At 69.3% G+C, this 21093-nt stretch carries 20 protein-coding genes and 3 pseudogenes; 11 read left to right on the top strand and 12 right to left on the bottom strand.

Annotation, left to right across the window (positions count from 1 at the left end; genetic code table 11):
• Positions 1-17: 17 nt before the first annotated feature.
• On the top strand, positions 18-1202 hold the full coding sequence (locus ACFY16_RS39415) for a hypothetical protein (protein WP_390652047.1): 1185 nt from the start codon (positions 18-20) through the stop codon (positions 1200-1202).
• A 92-nt stretch (positions 1203-1294) separates the two neighbouring features.
• Here the strand turns inward: ACFY16_RS39415 and ACFY16_RS39410 are convergent, their stop codons facing one another.
• Positions 1295-1900, bottom strand: coding sequence for a TetR family transcriptional regulator (locus ACFY16_RS39410; RefSeq protein WP_390652046.1), 606 nt, complete (start codon positions 1898-1900; stop codon positions 1295-1297).
• Positions 1901-1998: 98 nt separating this feature from the next.
• On the opposite strand from ACFY16_RS39410, the gene ACFY16_RS39405 reads away from it, so the two are divergent.
• Positions 1999-2976, top strand: a complete 978-nt coding sequence (locus ACFY16_RS39405; protein WP_390652045.1) for an aldo/keto reductase — start codon at positions 1999-2001, stop codon at positions 2974-2976.
• 516 nt (positions 2977-3492) lie between these two features.
• Here ACFY16_RS39405 and ACFY16_RS39400 read toward each other — a convergent pair.
• Both ACFY16_RS39400 and ACFY16_RS39395 read right to left on the bottom strand, forming a co-directional pair.
• Positions 3493-4806, bottom strand: a complete 1314-nt coding sequence (locus ACFY16_RS39400) for a vanadium-dependent haloperoxidase (RefSeq protein ID WP_390652044.1) — start codon at positions 4804-4806, stop codon at positions 3493-3495.
• Positions 4807-5483: 677 nt separating this feature from the next.
• The gene (locus ACFY16_RS39395) at positions 5484-6008 is read right to left on the bottom strand and encodes a GNAT family N-acetyltransferase (RefSeq protein WP_390652043.1); all 525 of its coding nucleotides are present in this window, start codon (positions 6006-6008) and stop codon (positions 5484-5486) included.
• Between the two features lie 366 nt (positions 6009-6374).
• Here ACFY16_RS39395 and ACFY16_RS39390 point away from each other — a divergent pair, with 366 nt between their 5' ends.
• Positions 6375-7007, top strand: coding sequence for a hypothetical protein (locus ACFY16_RS39390; protein WP_390652070.1), 633 nt, complete (start codon positions 6375-6377; stop codon positions 7005-7007).
• Positions 7008-7116: 109 nt separating this feature from the next.
• Here the strand turns inward: ACFY16_RS39390 and ACFY16_RS39385 are convergent, their stop codons facing one another.
• The 3 genes and pseudogenes from ACFY16_RS39385 to ACFY16_RS39375 all read right to left on the bottom strand — a co-directional run bounded on the left by ACFY16_RS39385 (position 7117) and on the right by ACFY16_RS39375 (position 8648).
• Positions 7117-7602, bottom strand: a complete 486-nt coding sequence (locus ACFY16_RS39385) for a hypothetical protein (RefSeq protein WP_390652042.1) — start codon at positions 7600-7602, stop codon at positions 7117-7119.
• A gap of 154 nt (positions 7603-7756) precedes the next feature.
• A pseudogene (locus tag ACFY16_RS39380) lies at positions 7757-7983 on the bottom strand (ATP-binding protein); the annotation flags it as partial.
• Positions 7984-8072: 89 nt separating this feature from the next.
• Positions 8073-8648 carry a CGNR zinc finger domain-containing protein gene (locus ACFY16_RS39375; RefSeq protein WP_390652041.1) on the bottom strand — a complete coding sequence of 192 codons (576 nt, stop codon included), beginning with the start codon at positions 8646-8648 and terminating at the stop codon, positions 8073-8075.
• Positions 8649-8742: 94 nt separating this feature from the next.
• Here ACFY16_RS39375 and ACFY16_RS39370 point away from each other — a divergent pair, with 94 nt between their 5' ends.
• Entirely contained in the window at positions 8743-9606 is an 864-nt protein-coding gene (locus ACFY16_RS39370) for an NAD(P)-dependent oxidoreductase (protein WP_390652040.1), read from the top strand.
• 418 nt (positions 9607-10024) lie between these two features.
• Here the strand turns inward: ACFY16_RS39370 and ACFY16_RS39365 are convergent.
• A pseudogene (locus ACFY16_RS39365) lies at positions 10025-10216 on the bottom strand (helix-turn-helix domain-containing protein); the annotation flags it as partial.
• Between the two features lie 115 nt (positions 10217-10331).
• Between ACFY16_RS39365 and ACFY16_RS39360 the strand changes: the two are divergent.
• Positions 10332-11042 (top strand): N-acyl homoserine lactonase family protein, encoded by a 711-nt coding sequence (locus ACFY16_RS39360; protein ID WP_390652039.1) that lies wholly within the window; start codon positions 10332-10334, stop codon positions 11040-11042.
• Positions 11043-11178: 136 nt separating this feature from the next.
• Positions 11179-11382 carry a hypothetical protein gene (locus tag ACFY16_RS39355; protein ID WP_390652038.1) on the top strand — a complete coding sequence of 68 codons (204 nt, stop codon included), beginning with the start codon at positions 11179-11181 and terminating at the stop codon, positions 11380-11382.
• A 447-nt stretch (positions 11383-11829) separates the two neighbouring features.
• Here ACFY16_RS39355 and ACFY16_RS39350 read toward each other — a convergent pair whose 3' ends face one another.
• On the bottom strand, positions 11830-12216 hold the full coding sequence (locus tag ACFY16_RS39350; RefSeq protein ID WP_390652037.1) for a hypothetical protein: 387 nt from the start codon (positions 12214-12216) through the stop codon (positions 11830-11832).
• Positions 12217-12319: 103 nt separating this feature from the next.
• The gene (locus ACFY16_RS39345) at positions 12320-13852 is read right to left on the bottom strand and encodes an FAD-dependent oxidoreductase (RefSeq protein WP_390652069.1); all 1533 of its coding nucleotides are present in this window, start codon (positions 13850-13852) and stop codon (positions 12320-12322) included.
• Between the two features lie 115 nt (positions 13853-13967).
• Between ACFY16_RS39345 and ACFY16_RS39340 the strand changes: the two genes are divergently transcribed.
• Positions 13968-14444, top strand: coding sequence for an SRPBCC family protein (locus ACFY16_RS39340; protein ID WP_390652036.1), 477 nt, complete (start codon positions 13968-13970; stop codon positions 14442-14444).
• Positions 14445-15133: 689 nt separating this feature from the next.
• Positions 15134-16324, top strand: a complete 1191-nt coding sequence (locus ACFY16_RS39335) for an RNA-guided endonuclease InsQ/TnpB family protein (protein WP_390652068.1) — start codon at positions 15134-15136, stop codon at positions 16322-16324.
• A 36-nt stretch (positions 16325-16360) separates the two neighbouring features.
• On the opposite strand, the gene ACFY16_RS39330 is transcribed toward ACFY16_RS39335, so the two are convergent.
• Together ACFY16_RS39330 and ACFY16_RS39325 are read right to left on the bottom strand one after the other, a co-directional pair.
• Positions 16361-17575, bottom strand: coding sequence for a PP2C family protein-serine/threonine phosphatase (locus ACFY16_RS39330; RefSeq protein WP_390652035.1), 1215 nt, complete (start codon positions 17573-17575; stop codon positions 16361-16363).
• A gap of 231 nt (positions 17576-17806) precedes the next feature.
• Entirely contained in the window at positions 17807-18928 is a 1122-nt protein-coding gene (locus ACFY16_RS39325) for a PP2C family protein-serine/threonine phosphatase (RefSeq protein WP_390652034.1), read from the bottom strand.
• Between the two features lie 178 nt (positions 18929-19106).
• Here ACFY16_RS39325 and ACFY16_RS39320 point away from each other — a divergent pair, with 178 nt between their 5' ends.
• The 3 genes and pseudogenes from ACFY16_RS39320 to ACFY16_RS39310 form a co-directional block, all read left to right on the top strand.
• Positions 19107-19349, top strand: a complete 243-nt coding sequence (locus ACFY16_RS39320) for a hypothetical protein (protein WP_390652033.1) — start codon at positions 19107-19109, stop codon at positions 19347-19349.
• Positions 19350-19386: 37 nt separating this feature from the next.
• Positions 19387-20016 (top strand): hypothetical protein, encoded by a 630-nt coding sequence (locus tag ACFY16_RS39315; RefSeq protein ID WP_390652032.1) that lies wholly within the window; start codon positions 19387-19389, stop codon positions 20014-20016.
• A gap of 190 nt (positions 20017-20206) precedes the next feature.
• Positions 20207-20317 (top strand): annotated as a pseudogene (locus ACFY16_RS39310) (IS5/IS1182 family transposase); the annotation flags it as partial.
• Positions 20318-20365: 48 nt separating this feature from the next.
• On the opposite strand, the gene ACFY16_RS39305 reads toward ACFY16_RS39310, so the two are convergent.
• Entirely contained in the window at positions 20366-21067 is a 702-nt protein-coding gene (locus tag ACFY16_RS39305) for a maleylpyruvate isomerase N-terminal domain-containing protein (RefSeq protein ID WP_390652031.1), read from the bottom strand.
• Positions 21068-21093 lie beyond the last annotated feature (26 nt).

Here is a 21093-nt window from a genome sequence, read left to right as displayed (position 1 = left end):
GCGGGCAGCCTCGGGCCATGGCCCTGAAAATATCGTGGCTGAACCACGCGATCGCCGATGCCGGTCTCGTCACCGTGTACTGGTTCCCCGAGGAGGTCGGCGAGGCCGAGGGCGCCTCGGGCGTGCTCAGCTCCTCCCGCGTGTCGCGGACCCGCGTGCAAGTGGCCGGCACCCCGCAGGAGGTGGCCGCCTGGAATGCCGCCGCCCTCGCCTACCTGGATGAACTCGCTCCTGCCATAGCGGAATTGGAGCGGGTCGAGGTGCGTGTCCGGCGATGGCGCAGGCGGTTGGTGAGCCGGCGGTGGGCCGAGGCTACGTACGGGAGGGCCAAGGCGGCCTTCCTGGACCGGGTGGAGCCCACGGCAGCCGCCTACCGGCCGGTGCGGGAGGCCGTGGAGCGGCGGATCGCCGAACAGGAGGCCCAGCGTATCGAGGCGGGCCGACGGGCCTACCGGGAACAGGAACGGCGGCGGGAGGAGGCCCGGGCCCGGTTCGAGGAGTGGGAGTGGCGCCAGGCGGCCGCAGACCGGCCTCTACCCGGCGGGAGCACTCCGCGGGAGCTGGCGGCGCGGGGTGAGACGCCGCAGGCCTGGCCCGCCGAGCTGCGGGAGACGGTCGGTGACATCGACGCCTGGTGGGAGCGCGTCCGCGCCTCGGTCCGCAACCAGCGGGCCCGCGAGGAGGCCGTACGGAAGGTGGCCCAGGCGATCACCGCGACCGCGGCAGCCCTGGAGGAGGCCGGCCGGCCCGGCATCAGCGCCGTCAAGGACAGGCCGTACGAGGTGCGCCACGGCTGGTGGGTGCACTTCACCTGGTCCGGCCTGCCGGACGCCACCTGGCTCAGGACACCGCCGGACATGCCGACGGGACACCTGTACGCAGGGCAGTGGCGCGACGACGCGTACCACCCGGACCGGATCCTCCTCATGCGGCAGCCGTCCGGTGCGTACGGTCTGGCGGTCGTGAGCAGTGAGAGCATCGCGAACGGACTGGCGACCCGGTACACGTGGTGGGAATGGGAGATCGAACGGTTCGCGCAGGCGCTGGTCCCCGACCGGCTCGTCTACCACACGACCCACACGTTCGAGGTCGCGGTGCGCCTGCGCATCACCGACCACGCCGACCCGGCCGTCTTCGTGCCGTACGCCGAGGCGGTCGCACGCCGCGCGACCGCGGCCTTCCGGGTGGTGGCGGCGGGGTAGCCCGGCCTGATCACGGCCTTTAAGGGCGGCGTGCTCAGAAACGGGGCATGTCCGCATCGAGTCGGGGTGCAGAGTGACGCGGCCGTCGATGGTCAGTCGGTGCCGTCGGCGGGTTGGTTCGCGGTGGGGAAGAGGCGCTGGACGGCCGCGACGACGGCGGTACGGCGGGCTGCCAGGGAGGGGTCGCGGACCTGGTCGGCGGCCGCGTCCACGAGATCGATCTGTCCGGCCCAGGCCATGGCGAGCTGGTTGACGAAGACGAGGATGTCGATGGGCTCCCAGGCGGGATCCAGGTGGCCGGCTTCCTGGGCCTTGCGGAGCTGCTCGACCTTGCGGCGGACGGTCTCCTGGGTGGCGGCATCGGCGGCATCGCCCGCGAACTCCAGCCGGCCCCAGCTCATCAGCCGGAAGCGGTCGGGGTGCCGTATGAAGTAGTCGTGCACCCGCCCGGCGTATTCGGGCAGGTCGGCGGGGTCCAGGCGGGTCGCCTCGGCCACCGCGGCCATCTCCTGTTCGGCGATGAACCGGTAGAGCTCTTCCTTGCTGCGGAAGTACGCGTAGAGGCGTTCCGAGCTGGTCTTCGCGGCCTTGGCGATGCGGGTGATCCGTGCGCCGGCGATCCCGTACCGGGCGAACTCGGCCCGTGCCGCGGTGACGATGCGGTCACGGGTCGAGTCCGCGCTGGTCGAAGAGGTCATGTCTTAAGACTACCTAACCAAAATGGTTTGTTTGGCAAAGGCTGCCTTCAAGGCGTACGGTAAAACAAAACATTTTGTTTTGATCTGAGGAGTGCGTCATGCAGCACAGGACACTCGGCAGCCAGGGCCTGGAGGTCTCGGCGATCGGCTACGGCTCGATGGACCTGACGATGGCCTACGGCCCCGGCGACGAGCAGGAGGGCGTCGCCGCCATCCGGCGCGCCCACGAACTGGGCGTCACCTTCTTCGACACCGCCGAGCTCTACGGCTGGGGCACCGGCTCCAACGAGATCCTGCTCGGCAACGCGGTCAAGGGCTTCCGCGACGAGGTCGTCCTGGCCACCAAGTTCGGCTTCGAGCGGACGGAGCAGGGTCTGGGCCTCAACAGCCGCCCCGACAACATCCGCAAGGTCACTGACAACAGCCTGCGCTACCTCGGCGTCGACCACATCGACGTCCTCTACCAGCACCGTGTCGACCCGGACGTGCCGATCGAGGATGTCGCCGGCACCGTCAAGGAGTTGATCGACGCGGGCAAGGTCAAGTACTTCGGCCTGAGCGAGGCCGGCCCGCAGACCATCCGCAAGGCCCACTCCGTTCAGCCGGTCTCCGTCCTGCAGACCGAGTACTCCCTGTTCGAGCGGGACGTCGAGCAGCTCTTCCCGGTGCTGGACGAACTGGGCGTCGGCTTCGTCGCCTACTCCCCGCTGGGCCGCGGCTTCATCACCGGCGCCGCCAAGCCCGCCGGCGAATACGACGCAACCGACATGCGCAACTTCGACCCGCGCTGGCAGTCCGGCAACTTCGAGAAGAACGTCGACGCCGTCAACAAGCTCGCCGACCTGGCCGCGACCAAGGGCATCACCGTCTCCCAGCTGGCCCTGGCCTGGCTGCTCACCCGTGGCGAGCACGTGGTGCCCATCCCCGGCACCCGCAGCCCCAAGCGCATCGAGGAGAACGCCGGCGCCGCCGACGTCTCCCTGGCCGAGGCCGACCTCGCCTCGATCGACGCGATCCTGCCCCGCGGCGGCTTCGGCGCCCGCTACGCCGAGGGTCACGTGCCCACCTGGATCTGATCCGGATCCGGGACCCGACCGCCCCAGCCGGCCAAGAGGGCGGCAGTCAAGAAGACCACCGCCCAGCAGACGACTGCGAAGAAGGTGGCCGGCAGGAAGTCCCGCCGCACCGTGCAGGCGGCCCGAAGTCGCGCTCGGGGGGAAGATGGTGGTGCGGGCCTTCGTGCCGAGATTCCCCCCGAGCCGGCGCGGAGGTCCGCCCGGTGGCCGGTGGCCCGTGCTGGGAATGGTTTCGGGGTCCGGATGGTTGAGGCAGGCGTGGTTGTGAAGGGGACAGTGTCCCCGGGCCTCACCTATTGCCTGCTGGGACGATCGTTCGGCTGAAGCCCCGCAGAGCCTTTCGCCGCGTAGGCGACCGCCCCTTCACGACCACGCTTTTCGTCTGTGGCCCCGGTTTCGGCACTCCTGCCGAAACCGGGGCCACATGCGTCCCGGGCTGATGCGTGACGTGTCGTCGCGTGACGTGTCGCGCCGGTCATGGACGACGATCACGACCGCTTCGAGCTGCTCTGTGGTTCAGTCGGTGTCGGCGCCGCACCTGGGCTCGGCGAGCCTGTCCTGCCGAGCCGGTCGTGTCGATGCTGACGGCTGGGTGCCGTTCTTGGCGACCGGCTGGAAATAGTGGTCCAGCGCCCAGGCGGCCACGTGGGTGCCGGCCCGGCAGCCGGCCACGTCCGCCGAGCGGGAGTGGACACCGCCCCACACACGGGCGTCGACGACGTCCCGATTGAGGTCGTCGGCAGACCCGTAGAACCGCGTGGTGCCGGTGACCTCGGAGGGGACGTAGAGGTCGATACGCGAGGTGCCGAGGACGCCGGTCAGGGCGCGTGCCACGGCAGCGGCGACGGTCGTATGGCCGGCGATGTAGTCCGGGTGTGGAGGGGTGAGGAGCAGCGGTTCCCAGGCCGGGTCTGCCGTCGTCGCGGGGTTGCCGTCGGTGTCGGCGAGGCGGATGGCGGTGATCGGCCGCCAGGTGCCGTAGTGGAGCTTGGCGTCCCATGCCGTGACGACGGCGTCGCCGGCCGACGCGTTCACCGCGGCGAACAGCCGGGCCGTCTCGGCGATGCCGAGCCGGTGCCGGGCGGCCTGGTCTCGTACGGCTGCCTGGACCTGCTCGACCAGGTTGCCGCCGAAGAAGAGGGCGGTCTCGGTCTGCTGCGCGCTCCTGCCCGAGCCGGTCTTCGCGCCCATGGCCTTCAACTCCTGGACATCCTCGGCGTAAGCGGCCGAGGAGAGGGCGGGCGGTGCGCCGGGGCGGAACTGCTGCGGGGAGGCGAGCAGGAGGGGGCGCAGCCTGGCGAGCCAGGTGTCGATGAAGGGCTGGAACGCGGGCGGGGTGGGCCGCCAGACCCCCGGTGCCGGAGAAGCGGTGAAGGCAACGTCCGCGAACCTGCCGTCCCCTTCCCGGAGTTCGATGACGCGGGCAGCGGCGCGCTTTCCGTAGCCGACGCCCTGGTCTCTGGCCTGACCGGCCGGAAGTGCGGCGAGCGAGTCCGCGTAGGCGGTGTCGAGCCGCTCCCTGAGCGCAGGGAAGTAGGTGAGCAGCACGTCATGGGCCGCGGTGGCGGCGGCCGCCGCGGAGGACGCCTTGGCCGGACCGCGCGCGTGCCATTTGTACAGGGCGTAGCCGCCTTCGATCCCCACCACGGCGTTGTACACGGCGACGGAGACGAACCCCTCCCAGATCGCTACCTGCCCGGAGGGGCGGGGGCCGAGGCTGGCCTTGATCGTGTCGGTGGCGATGGCGTTCCACTCGCGGACCACGGCTGCCGGGTCCGCCGCGGTCCGGGGGGCCGCGTCGGTGGGACTTGTCGCGGCGGTGAGCGTCACGAGGGCGAGGGCCGCGACGGCGCAGATGAATGCCCGGACACGTGAACGCGGAGGAACGGGAAGAGAGGGCTCTTGATACACAGCGTCCTGCCTAGAGTTGAGTGCCCAAGGCTTAGCAACGGCCCACTGCGTGAGCAAGACAACTCGCCGCGAACCGGGCAGGCCCAGGGTGCCCTCGAACGCCTCACCGCCCGCTACGCGGAGATCACCGCCGGACGGCCCCCGCACCCGCCCCGGGTCCCGGCGAACCGCGCCGCAACGAGCAGGGTCGCGAACCTGCTCGCCCGCCCCGACCCCGAACACGACCAGGTGCTCCCGTTCGCCTTCGATCGGCTGGTGCCCTTCGACAACGGCGAACAGGCCATCCGGAGGGCCAGGACATCGTGCCCGGTGCCACGCGGTCGCAGCGGCCTGAGCGCAGTGGGGCAGGCGGTGGTCAGAACCGGTGGCATCGGCAAGATCCGCCGGCAAACGTGCGCTCGCTGGCCCGACCACCGACGAACCGTCAGTGGAGATGTGGAGCCGTGGAGCTTGGGACGAGAACCGACACCCGGCACGCAGAAAGCGCCTTCGGCTTGGACCGACAGAACCTCTCGACAGGGTTCATCGTCCCAGCGCGGAAGGCACTTTCGTATTTCCTCCCCGCTTCCGGCCTCATCTCAACCGAAACGGCGAGGTCAGTCGCCGAGGACCCGCTCCCACAGCAGCGCGTCCCGCCAGCTGCCGTCGAGAAAGATCGAGGAGTGCGCGACGCCGTACGGGCTGAACCCGTTGCGGCGCAGCACCCGCTGCGACGGCAGATTCTCCAGATTGGTGGACGCCTCGGCGCGGTGCAAACCGAGTTCGTCCGTCATCACCCGGAGTACGAGCCCGACGGCGTGCCCGGCGTGCCCTTGATTCTGGGCGACGCCGGCGATCCAGTATCCGACGGAGCCGCGGCGCAGGTGCGGCTGCGGCAGGATGCCTCCGACGGTGACCTGCCCGATCACTTGGTCGTCGGCGAGCACCACGCCCGGCCAGACCGAGCCGGCCCGGTATCCGGCCAGCAGCCTGTCGATCCGCTCCGCCTGGCCCTCCGGGGTGTAGAAGTCGGCCGGTTGGGCCGGTTCCCACGGCCGGAAGGCCTCGAAGTCCCGCACCCGATGCGCGGCTATCGGGGCGGCATCGGTGGGCTCGATCAGGCGGATCCTGGTGCTGCGCATGGGCTGATCCTTGTCGCGGTGCATCGATGAGACGGACAGCCTATGCGGGGGGGTGCCGCGCAGCCGAGTGTGCGTCCGGGGCGGTGGCCGATGGTGCCGCGCAACCGGTGCCCGCCGGACTGCGCAGCCTGCCCGGCGGGGCGGTGGGCTGCGCATCGGGCGTCCGGCAGAGGCGGGCTGTGCCATGGGTGCGCGATCGGCTGCGCAACGCCGTGACCTGTCGGCGTACATGTGTATGTGGCTCAGGGAGGTACAACGGAAAGTGTCCGGCCTCCGTCCTTCTTGGGGTTTGTTGGCGTGTGAATGCTCGGCGTAATCGGGAGGCGACAGGGGTGGGGAATGCGGAACACTTCCCGGGTGATCGTGATGCAGCCTGTCCTGGAGATCCGCCCCTTTGATGGCTTTGCCCTCTGGCCCGTCGCCGAGATCGAGTCGTTCAGCTACCTGCCACTCAGCGGTGAGCTTGCCCCCGTCGAGGTCGGGACAGCGGTGATGAGCATCGCCGGCTGCAACGACATCGACCCTGAACACGACGACCGGCCACCTCGGCCCGCCGATGCGCTCGGATCGTTCCTGCACGGACTGCTGACCTTCGACAACCTCTTCGCGGCCGGTGGCATGCGGGTCACGGACAGCTCAAAAGGGATCACCTTCCTACCCGGCTGCTGCAATGGGCTGGAGGACTGGCGCGACTGGCGCGAGGTCGTCGACGGCAGCGGCCGAGCCTCCTTCGGCCACGACCCCGATCCATTCGCCGAGCGCCTGGCCGACACCGTCCGGTTGACCGTCGACGCCGAGCAGAACGACAGTCCGGTGATCGAGCTGTCCGTCACCGAGCTCCGCCACCTGCTCGACGGTGCCGAGCACGACCTGACCAACTTCCTTGCGCTGGCCGCTGACTGGGTGTCTCAGTACCTGCCCGACCACTTCACCCCCGTCATCGCAGCCCTCGCGCGCGTCCTTGCCCTGCCGGCATCGGCCGTAGAGCCAAAGCCGTAGCTTGACGGCCCTGCTGCGCCGGGCCGCCCTATGCCCACATCGACCTGCGCAAACGCATTGAAGCCCTACGCGGCCGAAGGCGGTGACAGCATTCTCCGGGCTGCAGAACTTATGATCCAGAGCGCAATCCCAGAGCACTGTGCTCCACCACACCCGAGGGAAGATCCTTCTTTCCCGAAGCCCTGGCAGTCAACTCAACAAGCCCAGCCCGGAGTTCGGCGGCAGGCTCACCAAGGACGATCGCGCTGATGATCAGCTCCATCATCAGGCAGTCGTACTCGTCGCTCCTGCGCCGATAGCGTTCCCCATCGGCCTCGACCACGGCAGAGGCGATCCTCCTCCCAGGACCAGCCGCGGGGGCAAAAGACACCTCATAGACGCCGTGACCGGTCCAACTCCGGTGCATGAAAAGGACATCGCCTTCGACGAAGACGTTCCACTTCTCATCCATGTCCCGCGCTCGATATCCACGCTGGATCCGGTCCCAGTCCTCGTCAGTCCAGACACGATCCGGCAACTGAGACACCGGCCGGGGCGTGCTGATCGGGTGGAGGCGCCGGAACGACTCTCGGGTGAGCGGGGCATCGGCAGTCATGACGCGATCATATGGAAGCACCACTCCAACAGCACAGCGGATTACCTCCAAAGCAGGCAACCCGGGCGGAGGGCGCATTCAGCCGCCTTCCCGACGCGTCCGCAGCGTCCCGAACAGCAGCCTTGCAAGAATCCTTCGCCACTACCCCAGATAGCCGCAGGGACTTCTCCCTGGGGAAGGCGGCGCTTTGATCCGACGCTCCGATCGGCGGCGGGCCCGGTCGTCGCACTCGGCCATCAGCAGTTCCGCGAGGAATCCGCGATACGACATCTGGTCACGGGCCGCGGCCTCTGCCAGGTCGGGGAACTGGGCCCGGATGGTGGGCAGCCGGAGCATCCGGCATGCCTGGTCGACCGCGGTATCGGCGGCCTGTTCGGTCAGCCCGCGGTAGCGTCCGCTGCCGGCGACCCGCCGCTGACATGAGCGCGAGGCGGTATCGGAGAGCTACGGGGGCCAGTTCCCCGTAGTCGCTATTTGTCGGCGAGCCGGGCTTTCTTGACCCTGTTGCCGCAGGTGTTCATTGAGCACCAGCGGCGGTTTGTGCCGCGACTGGTGTCGAGAAAGAGGCCGGCGCAGCCGGGGCCTTCGCATGCTTTGATCCGGCTGCGGTCGGGGCCTCCGAGTATGTGGATGGCGTCGGAGGCAAGCACTCCGAGTGCGTCCGCTACCGGTGCTTCCTTGCCGAGGTGCCAGACTGCGAGCCCGTGCTCAAGGCCGGGCCTTGGCTGTCCTGCGGCCGCGGCCCCGTTCAGGATCGCCGCGTCACCCGGATCGGGGCACTGGGTGGCGGCGACGGCCAGCCCCGCACGGTAGATCGCCTCTCTCAGGGTCAGCGCATCCTGAAGCTCGGCGGGCGAGACGTCAGGCACGCCGAGCCCCACGGCATGCAACCAGAACTCGAGCCGGTCGGGGCTGGAGAGGCGCTCCCGGGGCGCCGCGCCGACCCGGTCGCTCATCGTGGCGGTGAAGCGGAACGCCAGCACCTCGTTGTCCAGTCGGAACAGTCGACGGGCCTCCACGGACACCCCTTCCACATGTACCACCATGGACCTACCTGAACCATCTTAGCCAGTTCGACATAGGTGTCGACTCGCGCCATGATTGAACCGTCTTAGACGGTTCAATCATGGAGGTTGTGCGATGGGCGAGGTTGCGGTCATTGGTCTGGGCGGGATGGGGCGAGCGATCGCGCGCAATCTGGTGCGGGCAGGCCATGAGACTGTTGTGTGGAACCGTTCAACAGGGCCTGCGGAAGAACTCGCGCAGGCCGGCGCCCTCCGCGTCGCATCCGTTGCGGAGGCCCTCCGGTGCCCGGTGGTGTTCTCGGTCCTGTCCGACGACACCGCCTTCGCGGAGGCTTTCCTGGACTCCGGGGTCCTGGTCCAGGCTCGACCTGGGGCGGTCCACGTCAACGTGGCTACGGTGAGCGTGGGGCTGTGCCGCCGGGCCGCAGAGGCCCACGCTGAGCACGGGATCGGCTATGTCGCTGCCCCGGTGTTCGGCCGGGTCAGCGTCGCGGAGGCCGGTGCGCTGAACATCCTCGCCGCGGGAGAGCCCGGGCTCATTGACCGGGTTCAGCCGTTCTTCGACGCGATTGGATCGCGCACCTGGCGCCTGGGCGAGCGGCCCGAGCAGGCCAACACTGCCAAGGTCCTGGGCAACTACCTGATTGCCTGCGCGATCCAGTCGCTCGGAGAGGCGGTCAGCGTCGCCGACGCGGCCGGCGCCGACCCGGTTCAGTTCGTCGAACTGCTGGCTTCGACGCTTTTTCCCGGACCCGTCTACTCCGGATATGGAGCGATGATCGCGCAGCGGAGCTACCAGCCGGCCGCGTTCACCACAGCACTCGGGCGCAAGGACCTCCACCTCGCCCTGGAGGCAGCAGCCGGTCAAGCGGTCTCCCTGCCGTTCGGTGAACTGCTCAGAGGCGTGTTCGACCAGGCGATCGCCGACGGCCGCGCAACGGACGACTGGGCCGTGATCGCCGAGCAGCAGCCGCGGTGAACACCGCTGCTCGTACGGTCGTTGCCGCGCGGCGCCCAGCGCCGGGCAGGGCGGTCCGCGTGCTGTCCGTGCCGCTGATGGTGCTCGCCGGAGGGCTCCTTTCTGCCCAGTCCGAGGTCAACGGACGCCTCGCCGTCCAAGCCCCGCAGGACGACAGGCCGTCAGCCGCTCGCGCGTCATCGCAACCGCGCTGGCTGTCGCGCCATGGGCATCGGCGCGAGTGAGCGGCTCGCAGCAGGTGTTGCCTGGGCAACCGTTCTGGCCGCCGCCATCCCGCCGCCATCCCGCCGCCATCCCGCCGGCCACGGGGGCCGGCCTGACGGTGCAGCAGGCACTCGACGGGCGCTTCGCCCGAGTTGCCGGCCTATGGGCCGCGACCGTGAACAACATAGCGTCACCAACGTTATGGCCTCATACACAGAGCACGGGCCACGGCGTCCTGGACAGCGTCGAAGACGTTGGGGTGGCGGCCCTGCTCGAGGCGGGTGTAGTAGTCCGTGCTCACGCCGGCCAGGTAGGCGACCTCCTCGCGGCGCAGGCCCGGCACCCGTCGGACGCCACTGCCCGGCGACAGGCGCGCCTCCTCCGGGCTCAGCCGGGCCCGACGGATACGAAGGAAGGCTCAGCCTGCACGTGAATCGCACGCCTTGCACGCTGACATCGGTGGTGGTTCTGCTCTCGGCGGACTGGCCGACCGGAACACCAGAACCTGACAGGCTGGCCACATGGGGAAGAACATGTCGGTGCGTCGGCTCGATCTGGGCTACTTCATCCGGCCCGCGTCGGAGGCCGGCGGCCCGCAGCCGCGGGTCGAACCTGTACTCGCCTACCTGGTGCAACACGATCACGGCCTGATCCTGTTCGACTCCGGCATCGGCAAGGCGGACCCCGAGACCGAGGCCCATTACCGTCCCCGACGCCGGGACCTGCAGGATGCCCTGTCCGCGGCCGGAGTCGCTCTTGAGGACATCTCCCTTGTCGCGAACTGTCACCTCCACTTCGACCACTGCGGCGGGAACCCTCTCCTGGGCGGAAAGCCCATCCTGGTCCAGGACGTCGAGCTGGCCACTGCCCGCAACGGCGACTACACCTTCGACGAACTGATCGATTTCCCCGCCGCGTCTTATGAGGAACTCGCTGGTGAGGCGGAGGTCTGGCCGGGAGTGTGGATCGTTCCGACACCAGGGCATACCCAAGGGCATCAGTCGCTGGTCCTCCGGCAAGCCGACGGCACGGTAGTCCTCGCCGGCCAGGCGCACGACTTCGCCTCCCACTTCGCGTCCGAACAGCTGGCCCGCCAAGCGGCACTTCACGGCGTGGAGCAGCCGCTTCCCGCCTACCAGCACTGGCTGGAGCGACTCGCCGACTTCGACCCACGACGCGTTCTCTTCGCGCACGACTGCTCGGTCTGGGAACCGTCGCAGAGCACCTTCTAGGACAGGCCAGACCACTCCAAGCCGCATCGCCCGAACGCGCACCGGCGCCGTTCACCATCAACGCCTGCGAACATCGGCTGTCCCCGCCAAGGCGGTATCAGTTCTCATCGACATTTCGCGGCCCTGTGATCGACAAGTGGTGTCCGTTTCCACCCACATAGCCAAGACCCTGGCCCTCCCGGCCGACCCCGACCAGACCATGTGCGTGTACACCGCCGAACCCGGCTCCGCCTCCGCTCAGGCCCTCGCGCTTCTCGCCGGCTGGAGCGCCCCCGACGCCGCCCGCGGCGACCACGCGCCGGATGCCGCCAGGCCCGGCAGCGTGATATGCCCGGAGTGACCTACGCCGCCGTGAACGCGCAGCGGCCTTCCCTCCTCGACCGGCTCAAGGCCACCGGCTGCTCCCGCGTCGCCGTCCACATGGACAGCAACGAGGTCGGCCTCGGACTCGGATTCGGGTTCGTGCCGGGCGGACTCACCAGCAGCGAAGTACGACCTACCGTCGCCGGCATCGACAACGGGCCGGGCGCTTGGAAAGCGCCCGGCGGGTGGTCTGCGAGGCTTCTGACCTGCGTCGACGAGTGGAGCCGTGGGGCTTCGGATGCGTTTCCCGCGCTCTCGGGAAGCGGGGGCGCAGGGAGCCCGCGCAAGACGAGTCCGAGGCGTCGGACATTGCTCGGACAGCGCGGTCTCACGGGCATGCCATGAGCTCGCCGTCCGATCGGAGGCGCGGGCCCCCTCCGGTCCGCAGCGTCCTGTCGACTACGGGCGGTCGGGACATCGGCACCTAACCTGGGCGGCGCCGGGACGGCGGGTCCTGGGGGTCGACGCCGGTCGTCGCGGAGGCGTCCTTGGTGCCGCTGGGACGCTGGGAGCGGCCCCTGGGCCCTGTGTCCCGTCGGCCTTTCTCGTTCGTGTCGGCGTGCTCCTCACCACGCCGGCCGGTGCTTTCCACCGTGTCGCCCGGTACGGACTTCGTTTCTTCCCTGGACTTCGTCCGTCCCGGTCGCTTCCCGCCGCCGTGCTCGGCGGTATGGAAGGAACGGCGGGCGCTCGGGTTGTCCTGCTGACGGGTCTCGTCCACATCGGGAGACCAGCCGTGCTGTTCGGTGCCCTGGTGACGGCTGGGTCCCTGACCGTGCGGCGGTTCGGACGGGTGCGGTTTCTTCGCCATGGGGCGACCTGCTTTCGGCGAGGGCGATGCTTGTGCGTCGCCATGTGGGTGACTTGTTCCTCTTCGCGTGTCGGATGGGTGTCGCACCTGCCTTGACTCGTTCCTATTCCGGGATGTCGCGCTTCTCCAGAGGACGTACCGCAGGACCTTGGAGTATCCGTCCGTCCGGTGCGAAGCGGGAGCCGTGGCACGGGCATTCCCATGCCTGCTCCGCGTGGTTGAAGGCCACGATGCAGCCGAGGTGGGTGCAGCGTGCCGAGACCGCTTGGAGCGATCCGCTCTCGGCCCGGTGGACGGCGTAGTGCCGTCCGCCCAGACGCAACACCGCGCCGTGGCCCGGGGGGATGTTGTCCGGTGCGGGTGCCGTGACGGCCGGCAGTCGGTCGCCGACGAAGTGCCGGGCCACCTGGGCCTGATGTTTCAGGAATGATGTCCCTTCGCGGACCACGGACGCCAGGCGGCGCGGGTCGTAGAGACGGTGCCAGGCAGGTAGGCGGCCGTTGATCAGGTCGCTGAGCAGGCGGCCCGCCATGATGCCGCCGCTCAGGCCCCAGCCGCCGAAGCCAGTGGCCACATAGGTGTGCCGGCTGCCGGGATGGAGAGGGCCGACCAGGGGTACGGAGTCGGTGGAGTCGTTGTCCTGGGTGGCCCAGCGGTGGGTGAAGGTGAGACCGTCGAAGCGGTCGTCAGCCCAGGCGAACAGCCGGGCGAACCTGTCCTCGACGTGGGCGGTGCCGGGGGCGAAGTGTTCCCCGGTGACGATCAGCAGGCGTTCGCCGTCGTGGTACGGGGCGGTCCGCACGGAGCGCGTGCCCTGTTCCGGTGTGATGTACATGTCGCGCGGGGCGCGGTCCTCGTCGATGGGCGAGGCCACGACGAGTTCACGGCGTGAGCTGAGGCGGGTGAAGAGCAAGGCCCGGTCGAAGACCGGGTAGTGCGTGGCGACCACGACCTCGTCGGAGCGGATCGAGACACCGGAGTCGGTCCGCAGGGTGCAGGGTTCGCCCTCGGTGAGACCCACGACGCGCGTTCCCTCGTACACCGTGCCGCCGCGCCGGCGCAGATCGTCGGTCAGAGCCAGCAGGTACTTACGGGGATGGAACTGCGCCTGCCCGCTCACCCGGACCGCCCCGGCGACCGCGAAGGGCAGGTCGGTCTCGGTGACGAACTCAGCCGGCAGACCCGCCTCACGCGCCGCTTCGGCCTCCGCTCGCAGCGCGCCGACGCGCCCTGGATCCTCGGCATAGGTGCAGGCCGCAGCCTCCTCCCACTCGCAGTCGATGCCGAGTTCGTCGACGATCTCAAAAGCGCGCCGGATCGCCGCGGTTTGCGAGGCCGCGTACAGGCGTGCGCCCTCGGGGCCGCGGGTGCGGCGCAGGTGGTCGTAGACCAGGGTGTGCAGGGCGGTCAGTTTGGCGGTCGTGTGGCCGGTGACCCCGGCGGCGACGCGGTCGGCCTCCAGCACCGCCACCTCGCGTCCCTGCTGGACCAGTTCCCAGGCGGCGCTGAGTCCGGCGATACCGCCGCCGACCACGGCGACATCCACGCTGAGGTCACCGGACGGTGGGGGAGCGGGGACGCCGGGCGGCGCGGTCTCCAGCCAGTAGGAGCCCTGGATTCCGGTCTCGGCGTTCATGGCGGCCGAGTGCCCCTGGAGGTGCGTGATACGCACCGATATACCCATACCGGTCTTCTTCCTCTGGCCCGGGTACCCGGCGTCGTGCGGAACGACCGCCAGTGAGGAGGAACCGATGAGCACCGTGAAGGAAGCAGTGGACGTCGAGGTCCCTGTCCACACCGCCTACAACCAGTGGACGCAGTTCGAGGAGTTCCCGAACTTCATGGAGGGCGTCGAGGAGGTGCGGCAGCTCGACGAACGGCACAATCACTGGACGACCAAGATCGGCGGGGTGCGGCGCGAGTTCGACACCGAGATCGTCGACCAGCTGCCGGACGACCGGATCACCTGGCGGGTCGTGGAGGGCGAGCCCCAGCAGCGGGGATCGGTCAGGTTCGAGCGACTGGATGACACGCATACCCGGGTGGAGCTGACGATGGACGTCGAGCCCTCCGGCATGGCCGAGAAGGGCGCGGACATGCTCGGCATGATCGACCGCCGGGTGAAGGGAGATCTGCACCGCTTCAAGGACTTCATCGAAGAGCGCGGGGGAGAGACAGGCGCCTGGCGGGGACGCATCCGGCCCGAGAATCCTGGCTCGGCCTTCTGACCAGCAGGGGTGCCAGGACTACGCGCCGGACTACGCGCCGGACTACGTGTCGGACTCTCGTCGATCGGTGACCGGGTGGTTCAGGCCGGGCCAGGCAGATTTCCGCGGGCGGCCGCGCCGTCCGCGGGCACGTTGCACGCCCAAGTCGGCACGGCCCCCGTCGTTCACCCGGTCGCCGTCGACTGAGCCGTCGTAACGCCGTCACATGCCGTGGGCACCCGGCTCGATCACCCGTCGGGAGCGTCACGCAAGGGCCGCCGGACGGCTGCCAGGCGCCGCGATGACGCTCTGACTGAATGCGGGTGATGACGTCGTCGACGCAGGTCGGCTCCGAGGATCAGTGCGTCAGAGCGAAGGCGGCGGACCCGCGGAACCCCGCCCACACCGCGAGTCGGCGATCGTGCCGCGGCATATCACCTCATTCTTGCGAGGATGCCCCGGCGTTCACGCCGGGGAGGAATCGCATCCCGTGACGGCGACGCGGAGCGTCGCCGTGTCCGGTCTCCTGGGGCGCGGAGCGCCCGCAAGATCGCCCAGCTGAGCCGGGAAAGCGAACGCGTGTACCTGTGCTCGCTGGTTGCGGTGACGGTGTCGTGATGGGGGTACGGGCGTGCGCGTGTCGCACGTACGGTCTCACCATGCAAAGCCGGGATGAGCGGGCGGGGGAGGGAGATGTCGTGTCGGTGGTGATGGAGGCCGGGGAGGGCGGGCATGCCCGGTACACGTACCGGCTTCGCGTGTCGTCGACGGCCCGCACCGCGCTGCTGGCGGAGTGGGACCGTTGCCGGTGGATCTGGAACGAATGCGTCGCCCGCTCGAAAAGGGCCCGCCACGACGGGGAGAAGTGCGGCCCCGCCCGGCTGGACAAGATGCTGACCGAGGCCCGTGCCATGACGCCGTGGCTGGCCGGGGGCTCGTCGGTGCCGCAGCAGCAGCTCATCCGTGATTTCGGCAAGTCCCGCGCGAAGGCGCTCAAGGACGTCAAGGACCGCCTGCCACAGCGGCAGCGGGCCGGTATGCCGAAACACAAGAAGAAGCGCGAGGCCGACCCCACTCTCAACTACACGCGGCGCGGCTTCCGGCTCAAGGACGGGTGCCTGCACCTGGCCGGGAACATCGTCCTGACGGTGGTGTGGTCGCGCCTGCTGCCCGCCGAGCCGTCCAGTGTGCGCGTGTACCGGGACAGCGTCGGCCACTGGTACGCATCGTTCGTTGTTCCCGCCGAAGTCCAACCGCTGTCCGCCACCGGCCGCGTGATCGGGATCGACTGGGGTGTGAAGGAGACCGCCACCACCACGTCGCAGGCCCACGACCTCCCCCACGCCGAACACGGCAGGAAGACCAAGGCGAAGCTGTCCCGGTACGACCGGATGATGGCCCGCCGCAAACCGCCCAGGGGGCACGCGGCGTCGAAGGGCTACCGCGAGGCGAAGCACCTGCGCGCCAAGGCGCACAAAAAGGTCGCCCGGCAGCGGCAGGACACCGGACGCAAGTGGGCGAAGAAGGTCGTGACCGACCACGACGCCATCGCGGTGGAGGACTTCCGCCCGAAGTTCCTCGCCAGGACGTCGATGGCCCGCAAAGCAGCGGACGCCGCCATCGCAGCCACCAAGAAGGCCCTGATCGAGATGGGCCGCAAGCACGGGCGGGACGTCCGCCTTGTGCACCCTGCGCACACCACCATGGACTGCGCATCGTGCGGAGCGAGAACCAAGCACGCACTTCCTCTGTCGGAACGCGTTTATGCCTGCACCGCGTGCGAAGCGGTGTCCCCGAGGGACAAGAACTCCGCGCGTGTGATGCTCGTCCGGGCTGGTCTGGCCCCGGCTGGTGTCGAGGGCGTAAGACCTCCTGGAGCGCTGCTCCAGGAGGCAGCCTGAGCCAGGAATCCCCTCCCCCCTTCAGGGAGGGGGCAGTCAAGGCATGAGCCTGTCCTGATGTCCCGCGCGCCACTCCACCAGGAGGACGGTCGCGTCGTCGTCGAGGCGGCCGACATGGTGTTCCACGACCGCGTGCATCAGACGGCGCAGAGTCTCGTGGAGCGTCTGGTGGCCGGAGTGGTGGCGGACGATGAAGTCGACGAAGCGGTCGCGGCCGAACTCACGGCCGTCGGCGTCGCGAGCCTCGACGATGCCGTCGGTGTAGAGCAGGAGCCGATCGCCGGGCTGGAGCTGGTCGCGGCGCACGACGACGGGCAGTCCCAGCGCGGTGCCCATCGGAGCGGCCGGTGGGCAGGTCAGCTCGATGGTCCAGCGGTTGTCGCGGACCACGAGCGGCAGATGGTGTCCGCGGTTGATCCAGGTCAGTTGCCCGGTGCCCAGGTCGAGCTCGGCGAGGATGCCGGTGACGAAGCGGCTGGTGCCGAAGTGGGCGGTGAGCACGTCCTCGACGGCCTGGCCCGTCCGGGCGAGCGAGGCCCCCTGGCGGCGGGCGTTGCGGCAGGCCGCGACGGCCACACTGGCGGTCATCCCCGCGGTGGTGTCGTGGCCCATGGCGTCGAAGACGGCCAGGTGCAGGGTGGAGCCGCTGACGGCGTAGTCGAAGGCGTCGCCGCCGACCGCGTAGGCCGGCTCGATCATGGCGCCCACCGTCACCCCGGGACCGGCGAAGGCGGACGGCGGCATCAGGTTCCACTGCAGTTCCGCGGCCACGTTCATGGGCTCCGTACGCACCAGCCGGGCGAAGGAGTCGCTGAAGGACCGCTTGCTCAGCAACAGCAGCGCCACCAAGGAGGCCAGGTCGCGAAGGTTCTGCCGGAGGCCCTCGTTGTCGTCGTGCTCGGCTGTGTCCACCCGCAGGACGCCGATCCGTGCGACGCCGTCGGTCACCGGAACCCACCAACGCCGCCACTGTTTCTCATGAACGGGCTCGGCAATGATCTCGACGCGCTGATAGGCGCGTCCGGGAAACGTGTGGTCGACGCCGAGCTGTTCACCGCCGCCCCCCGCGTCGTCACCGCGGCCGGTGATCTGCCGCAGCACCGTCTCCTGGAGATCGGCGGCGAAGACGGCGACGTCGTGGAGGCCGGCACCTTCCGCGTGCGAGGCGATCAGATCGGGCAACTGCTCGAGCGTCGCCAGGTGAGCCGCCTGCATCAGCTCGCGCAGCATTCGCCCGCTACTCGTCGCCATCGACATGGTCCTCTCCGGTACCGCACCACACGCGGCACCGACCGTGTACCCGCCCAGGGCGGCGTTAGTGGATGCGTGCCTTCGACCGGCTGCTGCCCACGGTCCTGCAGGGCATCTACCAGTCCCACCAAGACGGTGCGAGCATCCGCACCGTGCCTCACCACACCAGCCACCCCAGTGGAGGATGAGCGGAGTCCGGTGACCCCCGTGGTCGGCCCGGGTGGCCGGGGATCAGACTGCCAGGCGGCGGATCGCGACCACGGCCGCGTCGTCGTTGAGGTGTCCGTCGAGGTGGGCCATCAGGTCGTCCTCAAGATGGCGCAGGAGTTCGTCGGGGTCGTCCTTGGTCCACTCGGACGCCCGTTCGGTGAAGGGGTAGAAGACTCCGTCGGCATTGCGTGCTTCGATGACGCCGTCTGTGTAGAGGAGCAGCAGGTCGCCGACCTCGAAGGGGAACGTCTGGACGTCGTAGGCGGCGATGCCGAAGACTCCGCCCAACCCGATCGGGAGGTGGCTCGCCTCGGGCATGAGTGGGGTGATGTGATTCCCCCGCAGCAGGAGCGGCGGTGGGTGGCCGCAGGTGATGAAGTGGACGACCGGATCGTGGTCGGGGATGTCGAGCAGCATGGCGGTGGCGAAGTCCTCGTTGGTGTCCTGTTCTGCCTGTGATCGCCACTGGCTGGTGTCCCAGCGGAACGCGGCGTCCAGGTGGACGGCGAGGCGAGCGAGGGTGGCCTGCCGATGGGCGGCTGCGCGGAAGGCGCCGAGCAGCAGGGCGGCGTTGTTGATCGCGGCCAGGCCATTGCCGCGCACGTCGCCGATGAGGAGCCGAGTGCTGTCGTGGTCGGTCCGCGCGGCCGCGTACAGGTCCCCACCCAGGTCGGCTTCTTCCTCGGCGGGGATGTACAGACCGGCGATCCGGAGCGGGCCCGCGCGTGTGGGCAGTGGCTGCAACAGCACACTTTGCGCTGCCTCGGCCACCGACCGCACCCGGTGCAACTGCTGCTCGCGCCGGTCCCGCACCACGCAGACGGTGACACAGACGATGGAGACGACGATCAGGGCAGCGATCTGGGCCTGGATGTTGGCAGTGGGCAGGACCCCTCTGAGCACGCCGATCAGCACCTGGGCCGCTACCGCGAGAGCTCCCATCAGCGCCGTCACGCGGGCGCCCGCGAACGCCACCGTGATCGCGGGTGCCGCCACCAGCAGGGGACCGAGGTGGATGTGCGGCGGAGAGAGCACATCGACCACACAGACCGTGACGATCAGCCCCAGTGGGATCACGACCAGCGCGGGTGCGTGACCCGGCCGCCAGGAACGCCGGAAGTCCAGCCATGGTCGAAGGGTCATGCCCCAAGCCTTCCACTTGGCTCCGCATACGGGGATGCGCCGCTCCGGGGACCCGGGGGCCGTGGCGGTGCGGGACGGAAGTTGTCCATCGGACGCCCAGGACAAGCCGGTCACCGAGAGCGATCTCCGCTGGTCGCTCCACGAGGCCGGAGGCCATATGGCGTCGGACCGTGCGGGCGTGGTCGCGGCCGTGGAGGCGGCCGTTGAGCCTGGCCTGGGTGGCGGCCAGGCCGTCCGTGCCGGGCATGCGGATGTCCATGAGGACGACATCGGGCTGTCCGCTGCCGTGTTCCTGTCCTCGTTGAACGGCATCTTCGCCGGCACGAACGACCTCGTGAAGAAGATCGGCGGCACCGACCCCCTCGATGTCGAAAGCTTCGTCGCCCAGAACCGGCCGGCTTTCGACCTGCACACCGCCTGAACCCTCGGGACCACCAGCAGGCCTTCTGCTGCGGCCAGTGCAAGTGGGCAAGTGGCAAGTGAGGCTGTCGCGCTTGCTGTTGAATGAGCTGATGAATGAGGCTGCTGTTCTGCGACTTCGTCAGGCCGTCCGGCGCATCCAGGACGTCACCCGCGAACGTGCCGGCACGGGGCGTGGCCCGGAGGAAGCTGACGACGTCGCCGGCACATTCGCCACGGACGGCGCGCTCGGCTTCGATCCGTTCCCTTTCCTTCGTGCTTTGTACGAGACCGGTTCGCATGGGGTGGTCATAGGCCAGGTCGCCGGCATCATGCACGGCTCGATAGAGCTGACCGGCGACCTCGACCTGCTGTGGGACGGCACGCCCGAGCAGGCACGCGCCCTGCGCGACGCCCTGACCGCCACGGGCTGCACCGACCTGCCCGACCTCGACCGGCCTCAGGTGGCCTACCAGGTGACCGGCGCCAGCGGTGACCTGTGCACACCCGCCCTGCCCTGGGGCGGCATGGACATCGCCCCCTGCCTGGCCCGGGCGGTGAGCACCCAGGACCCGGCGGGCTTCACCATCCGATACGCCGCCCTGGACGACCTGATCGGTATGCGGCGATCCCTCGGCCGTCCCAAAGACCACCGCCGCGCGGACGAACTCGAGCGCTTGAGCCCCTGAGGAGCTGCGCGAGAATCCCCGCGATATGGGCCGGGCGGCGTTGATGCACCATCCGGTACCCGGCCAGGCCGAGCAGGCAGACGAAATTCCCCGAACGGGCCTCAGCAGGACGGGGTTACCCTTTTTGTGGCGCTCGCCAGGTGGGGCGGTCCCTGATCGCGCAGATCGGGCCTGGTTCGTGGATGAAGACGTCGATCGCCTGATCAACAGGCTCAAGTCCTGGCGAGGCATCGCCACCCGGTACGCCAAGACCCCAGAGAGCTACCTCGCCGGCCTCCACCTGCGCGCCTCGATGATCTGACTCAAAGACCTCACCCAGACTGTCCCTCGATCACTGACCGATCCATGCCTAGAGCGCCGAGATGGAGGCCGGTGCGCGTTCGGCGCGGCTCAGTGCGCGCAGGACATTGGTCGCGCCATGCCGTCGCAGCGCGATCCGCGACAGCAGGTCCACGACTGTCTCAACGGCCGGGGCCGGGAACTCAGGTGTGGGCAGTCCGACGCTGCACGCGAGGTCATCGCAGTGAACGATGAGCTCCAGGGTCCGGCTGGTGATGAAGTCGTCGAGGCTGATCGACCACGGTCCCCAGGTCGGGCGGCGGACGAGGCGATCCGGCGCGGCGGGCAAGGTGTCGCGCAGCTCGTCGACGCACGTGGCGACCCGCGCGGCCAGTGCGGCGGGGCCATCGACTGCCTCGTCCTCGCCGTTGGACCGGATGCCCTGATTGAACGGCGTCTCGAGGTCCGAGCCGATCCAACTCACCCGCCTGTAGTACTCGTGGATGGAGATGGCGGGCTCAGAAGGTACTGGCTCAGCCAGCATCTTGGGAACGAAGAAGACCTGCCCGGCCAGGTGGCCCGCCAGCCCACGGACGCTGAGCTTCGCCAGGGCAGAGGGCTGGTGCCAGCCCTCTGCGACCGCCGGCTCCGCCAGCAGCTTCCCCGCTGATTCCGCCACGCTCAGGTAGAGCTCCCTGGCCTGTGTCACCTTTTCGTCCCCCCTGTCGCCGACGATTGCCTCACCGGTCAACATCGCGAGCAGGTGAAGCATTCCCGGACACAACTCGCTTGGGCGCG

It is taken from the genome of Streptomyces sp. NPDC001315, from assembly GCF_042896175.1.
In the GTDB taxonomy this organism is placed as follows: domain Bacteria; phylum Actinomycetota; class Actinomycetes; order Streptomycetales; family Streptomycetaceae; genus Streptomyces.
Note: the sequence above shows the minus strand (reverse complement) of the source record. Positions and strands in the feature narration are given on the sequence as shown.

What these genes read in the sequence shown, in the direction of transcription:
- ACFY16_RS39390 (WP_390652070.1), top strand. Translation starts at nt 6,375, where the DNA reads ATGCAGCCTGTCCTGGAGATCCGCCCCTTTGATGGCTTTGCCCTCTGG.
- ACFY16_RS39360 (WP_390652039.1), top strand. Translation starts at nt 10,332, where the DNA reads ATGGGGAAGAACATGTCGGTGCGTCGGCTCGATCTGGGCTACTTCATC.
- ACFY16_RS39335 (WP_390652068.1), top strand. Translation starts at nt 15,134, where the DNA reads ATGGAGGCCGGGGAGGGCGGGCATGCCCGGTACACGTACCGGCTTCGC.
- ACFY16_RS39385 (WP_390652042.1), bottom strand. Translation starts at nt 7,602, where the DNA reads ATGACTGCCGATGCCCCGCTCACCCGAGAGTCGTTCCGGCGCCTCCAC.
- ACFY16_RS39340 (WP_390652036.1), top strand. Translation starts at nt 13,968, where the DNA reads ATGAGCACCGTGAAGGAAGCAGTGGACGTCGAGGTCCCTGTCCACACC.
- ACFY16_RS39325 (WP_390652034.1), bottom strand. Translation starts at nt 18,928, where the DNA reads ATGACCCTTCGACCATGGCTGGACTTCCGGCGTTCCTGGCGGCCGGGT.
- ACFY16_RS39330 (WP_390652035.1), bottom strand. Translation starts at nt 17,575, where the DNA reads ATGGCGACGAGTAGCGGGCGAATGCTGCGCGAGCTGATGCAGGCGGCT.
- ACFY16_RS39345 (WP_390652069.1), bottom strand. Translation starts at nt 13,852, where the DNA reads ATGAACGCCGAGACCGGAATCCAGGGCTCCTACTGGCTGGAGACCGCG.
- ACFY16_RS39415 (WP_390652047.1), top strand. Translation starts at nt 18, where the DNA reads ATGGCCCTGAAAATATCGTGGCTGAACCACGCGATCGCCGATGCCGGT.
- ACFY16_RS39350 (WP_390652037.1), bottom strand. Translation starts at nt 12,216, where the DNA reads ATGGCGAAGAAACCGCACCCGTCCGAACCGCCGCACGGTCAGGGACCC.
- ACFY16_RS39305 (WP_390652031.1), bottom strand. Translation starts at nt 21,067, where the DNA reads ATGCTTCACCTGCTCGCGATGTTGACCGGTGAGGCAATCGTCGGCGAC.
- ACFY16_RS39395 (WP_390652043.1), bottom strand. Translation starts at nt 6,008, where the DNA reads ATGCGCAGCACCAGGATCCGCCTGATCGAGCCCACCGATGCCGCCCCG.
- ACFY16_RS39410 (WP_390652046.1), bottom strand. Translation starts at nt 1,900, where the DNA reads ATGACCTCTTCGACCAGCGCGGACTCGACCCGTGACCGCATCGTCACC.
- ACFY16_RS39405 (WP_390652045.1), top strand. Translation starts at nt 1,999, where the DNA reads ATGCAGCACAGGACACTCGGCAGCCAGGGCCTGGAGGTCTCGGCGATC.
- ACFY16_RS39370 (WP_390652040.1), top strand. Translation starts at nt 8,743, where the DNA reads ATGGGCGAGGTTGCGGTCATTGGTCTGGGCGGGATGGGGCGAGCGATC.
- ACFY16_RS39375 (WP_390652041.1), bottom strand. Translation starts at nt 8,648, where the DNA reads ATGGTGGTACATGTGGAAGGGGTGTCCGTGGAGGCCCGTCGACTGTTC.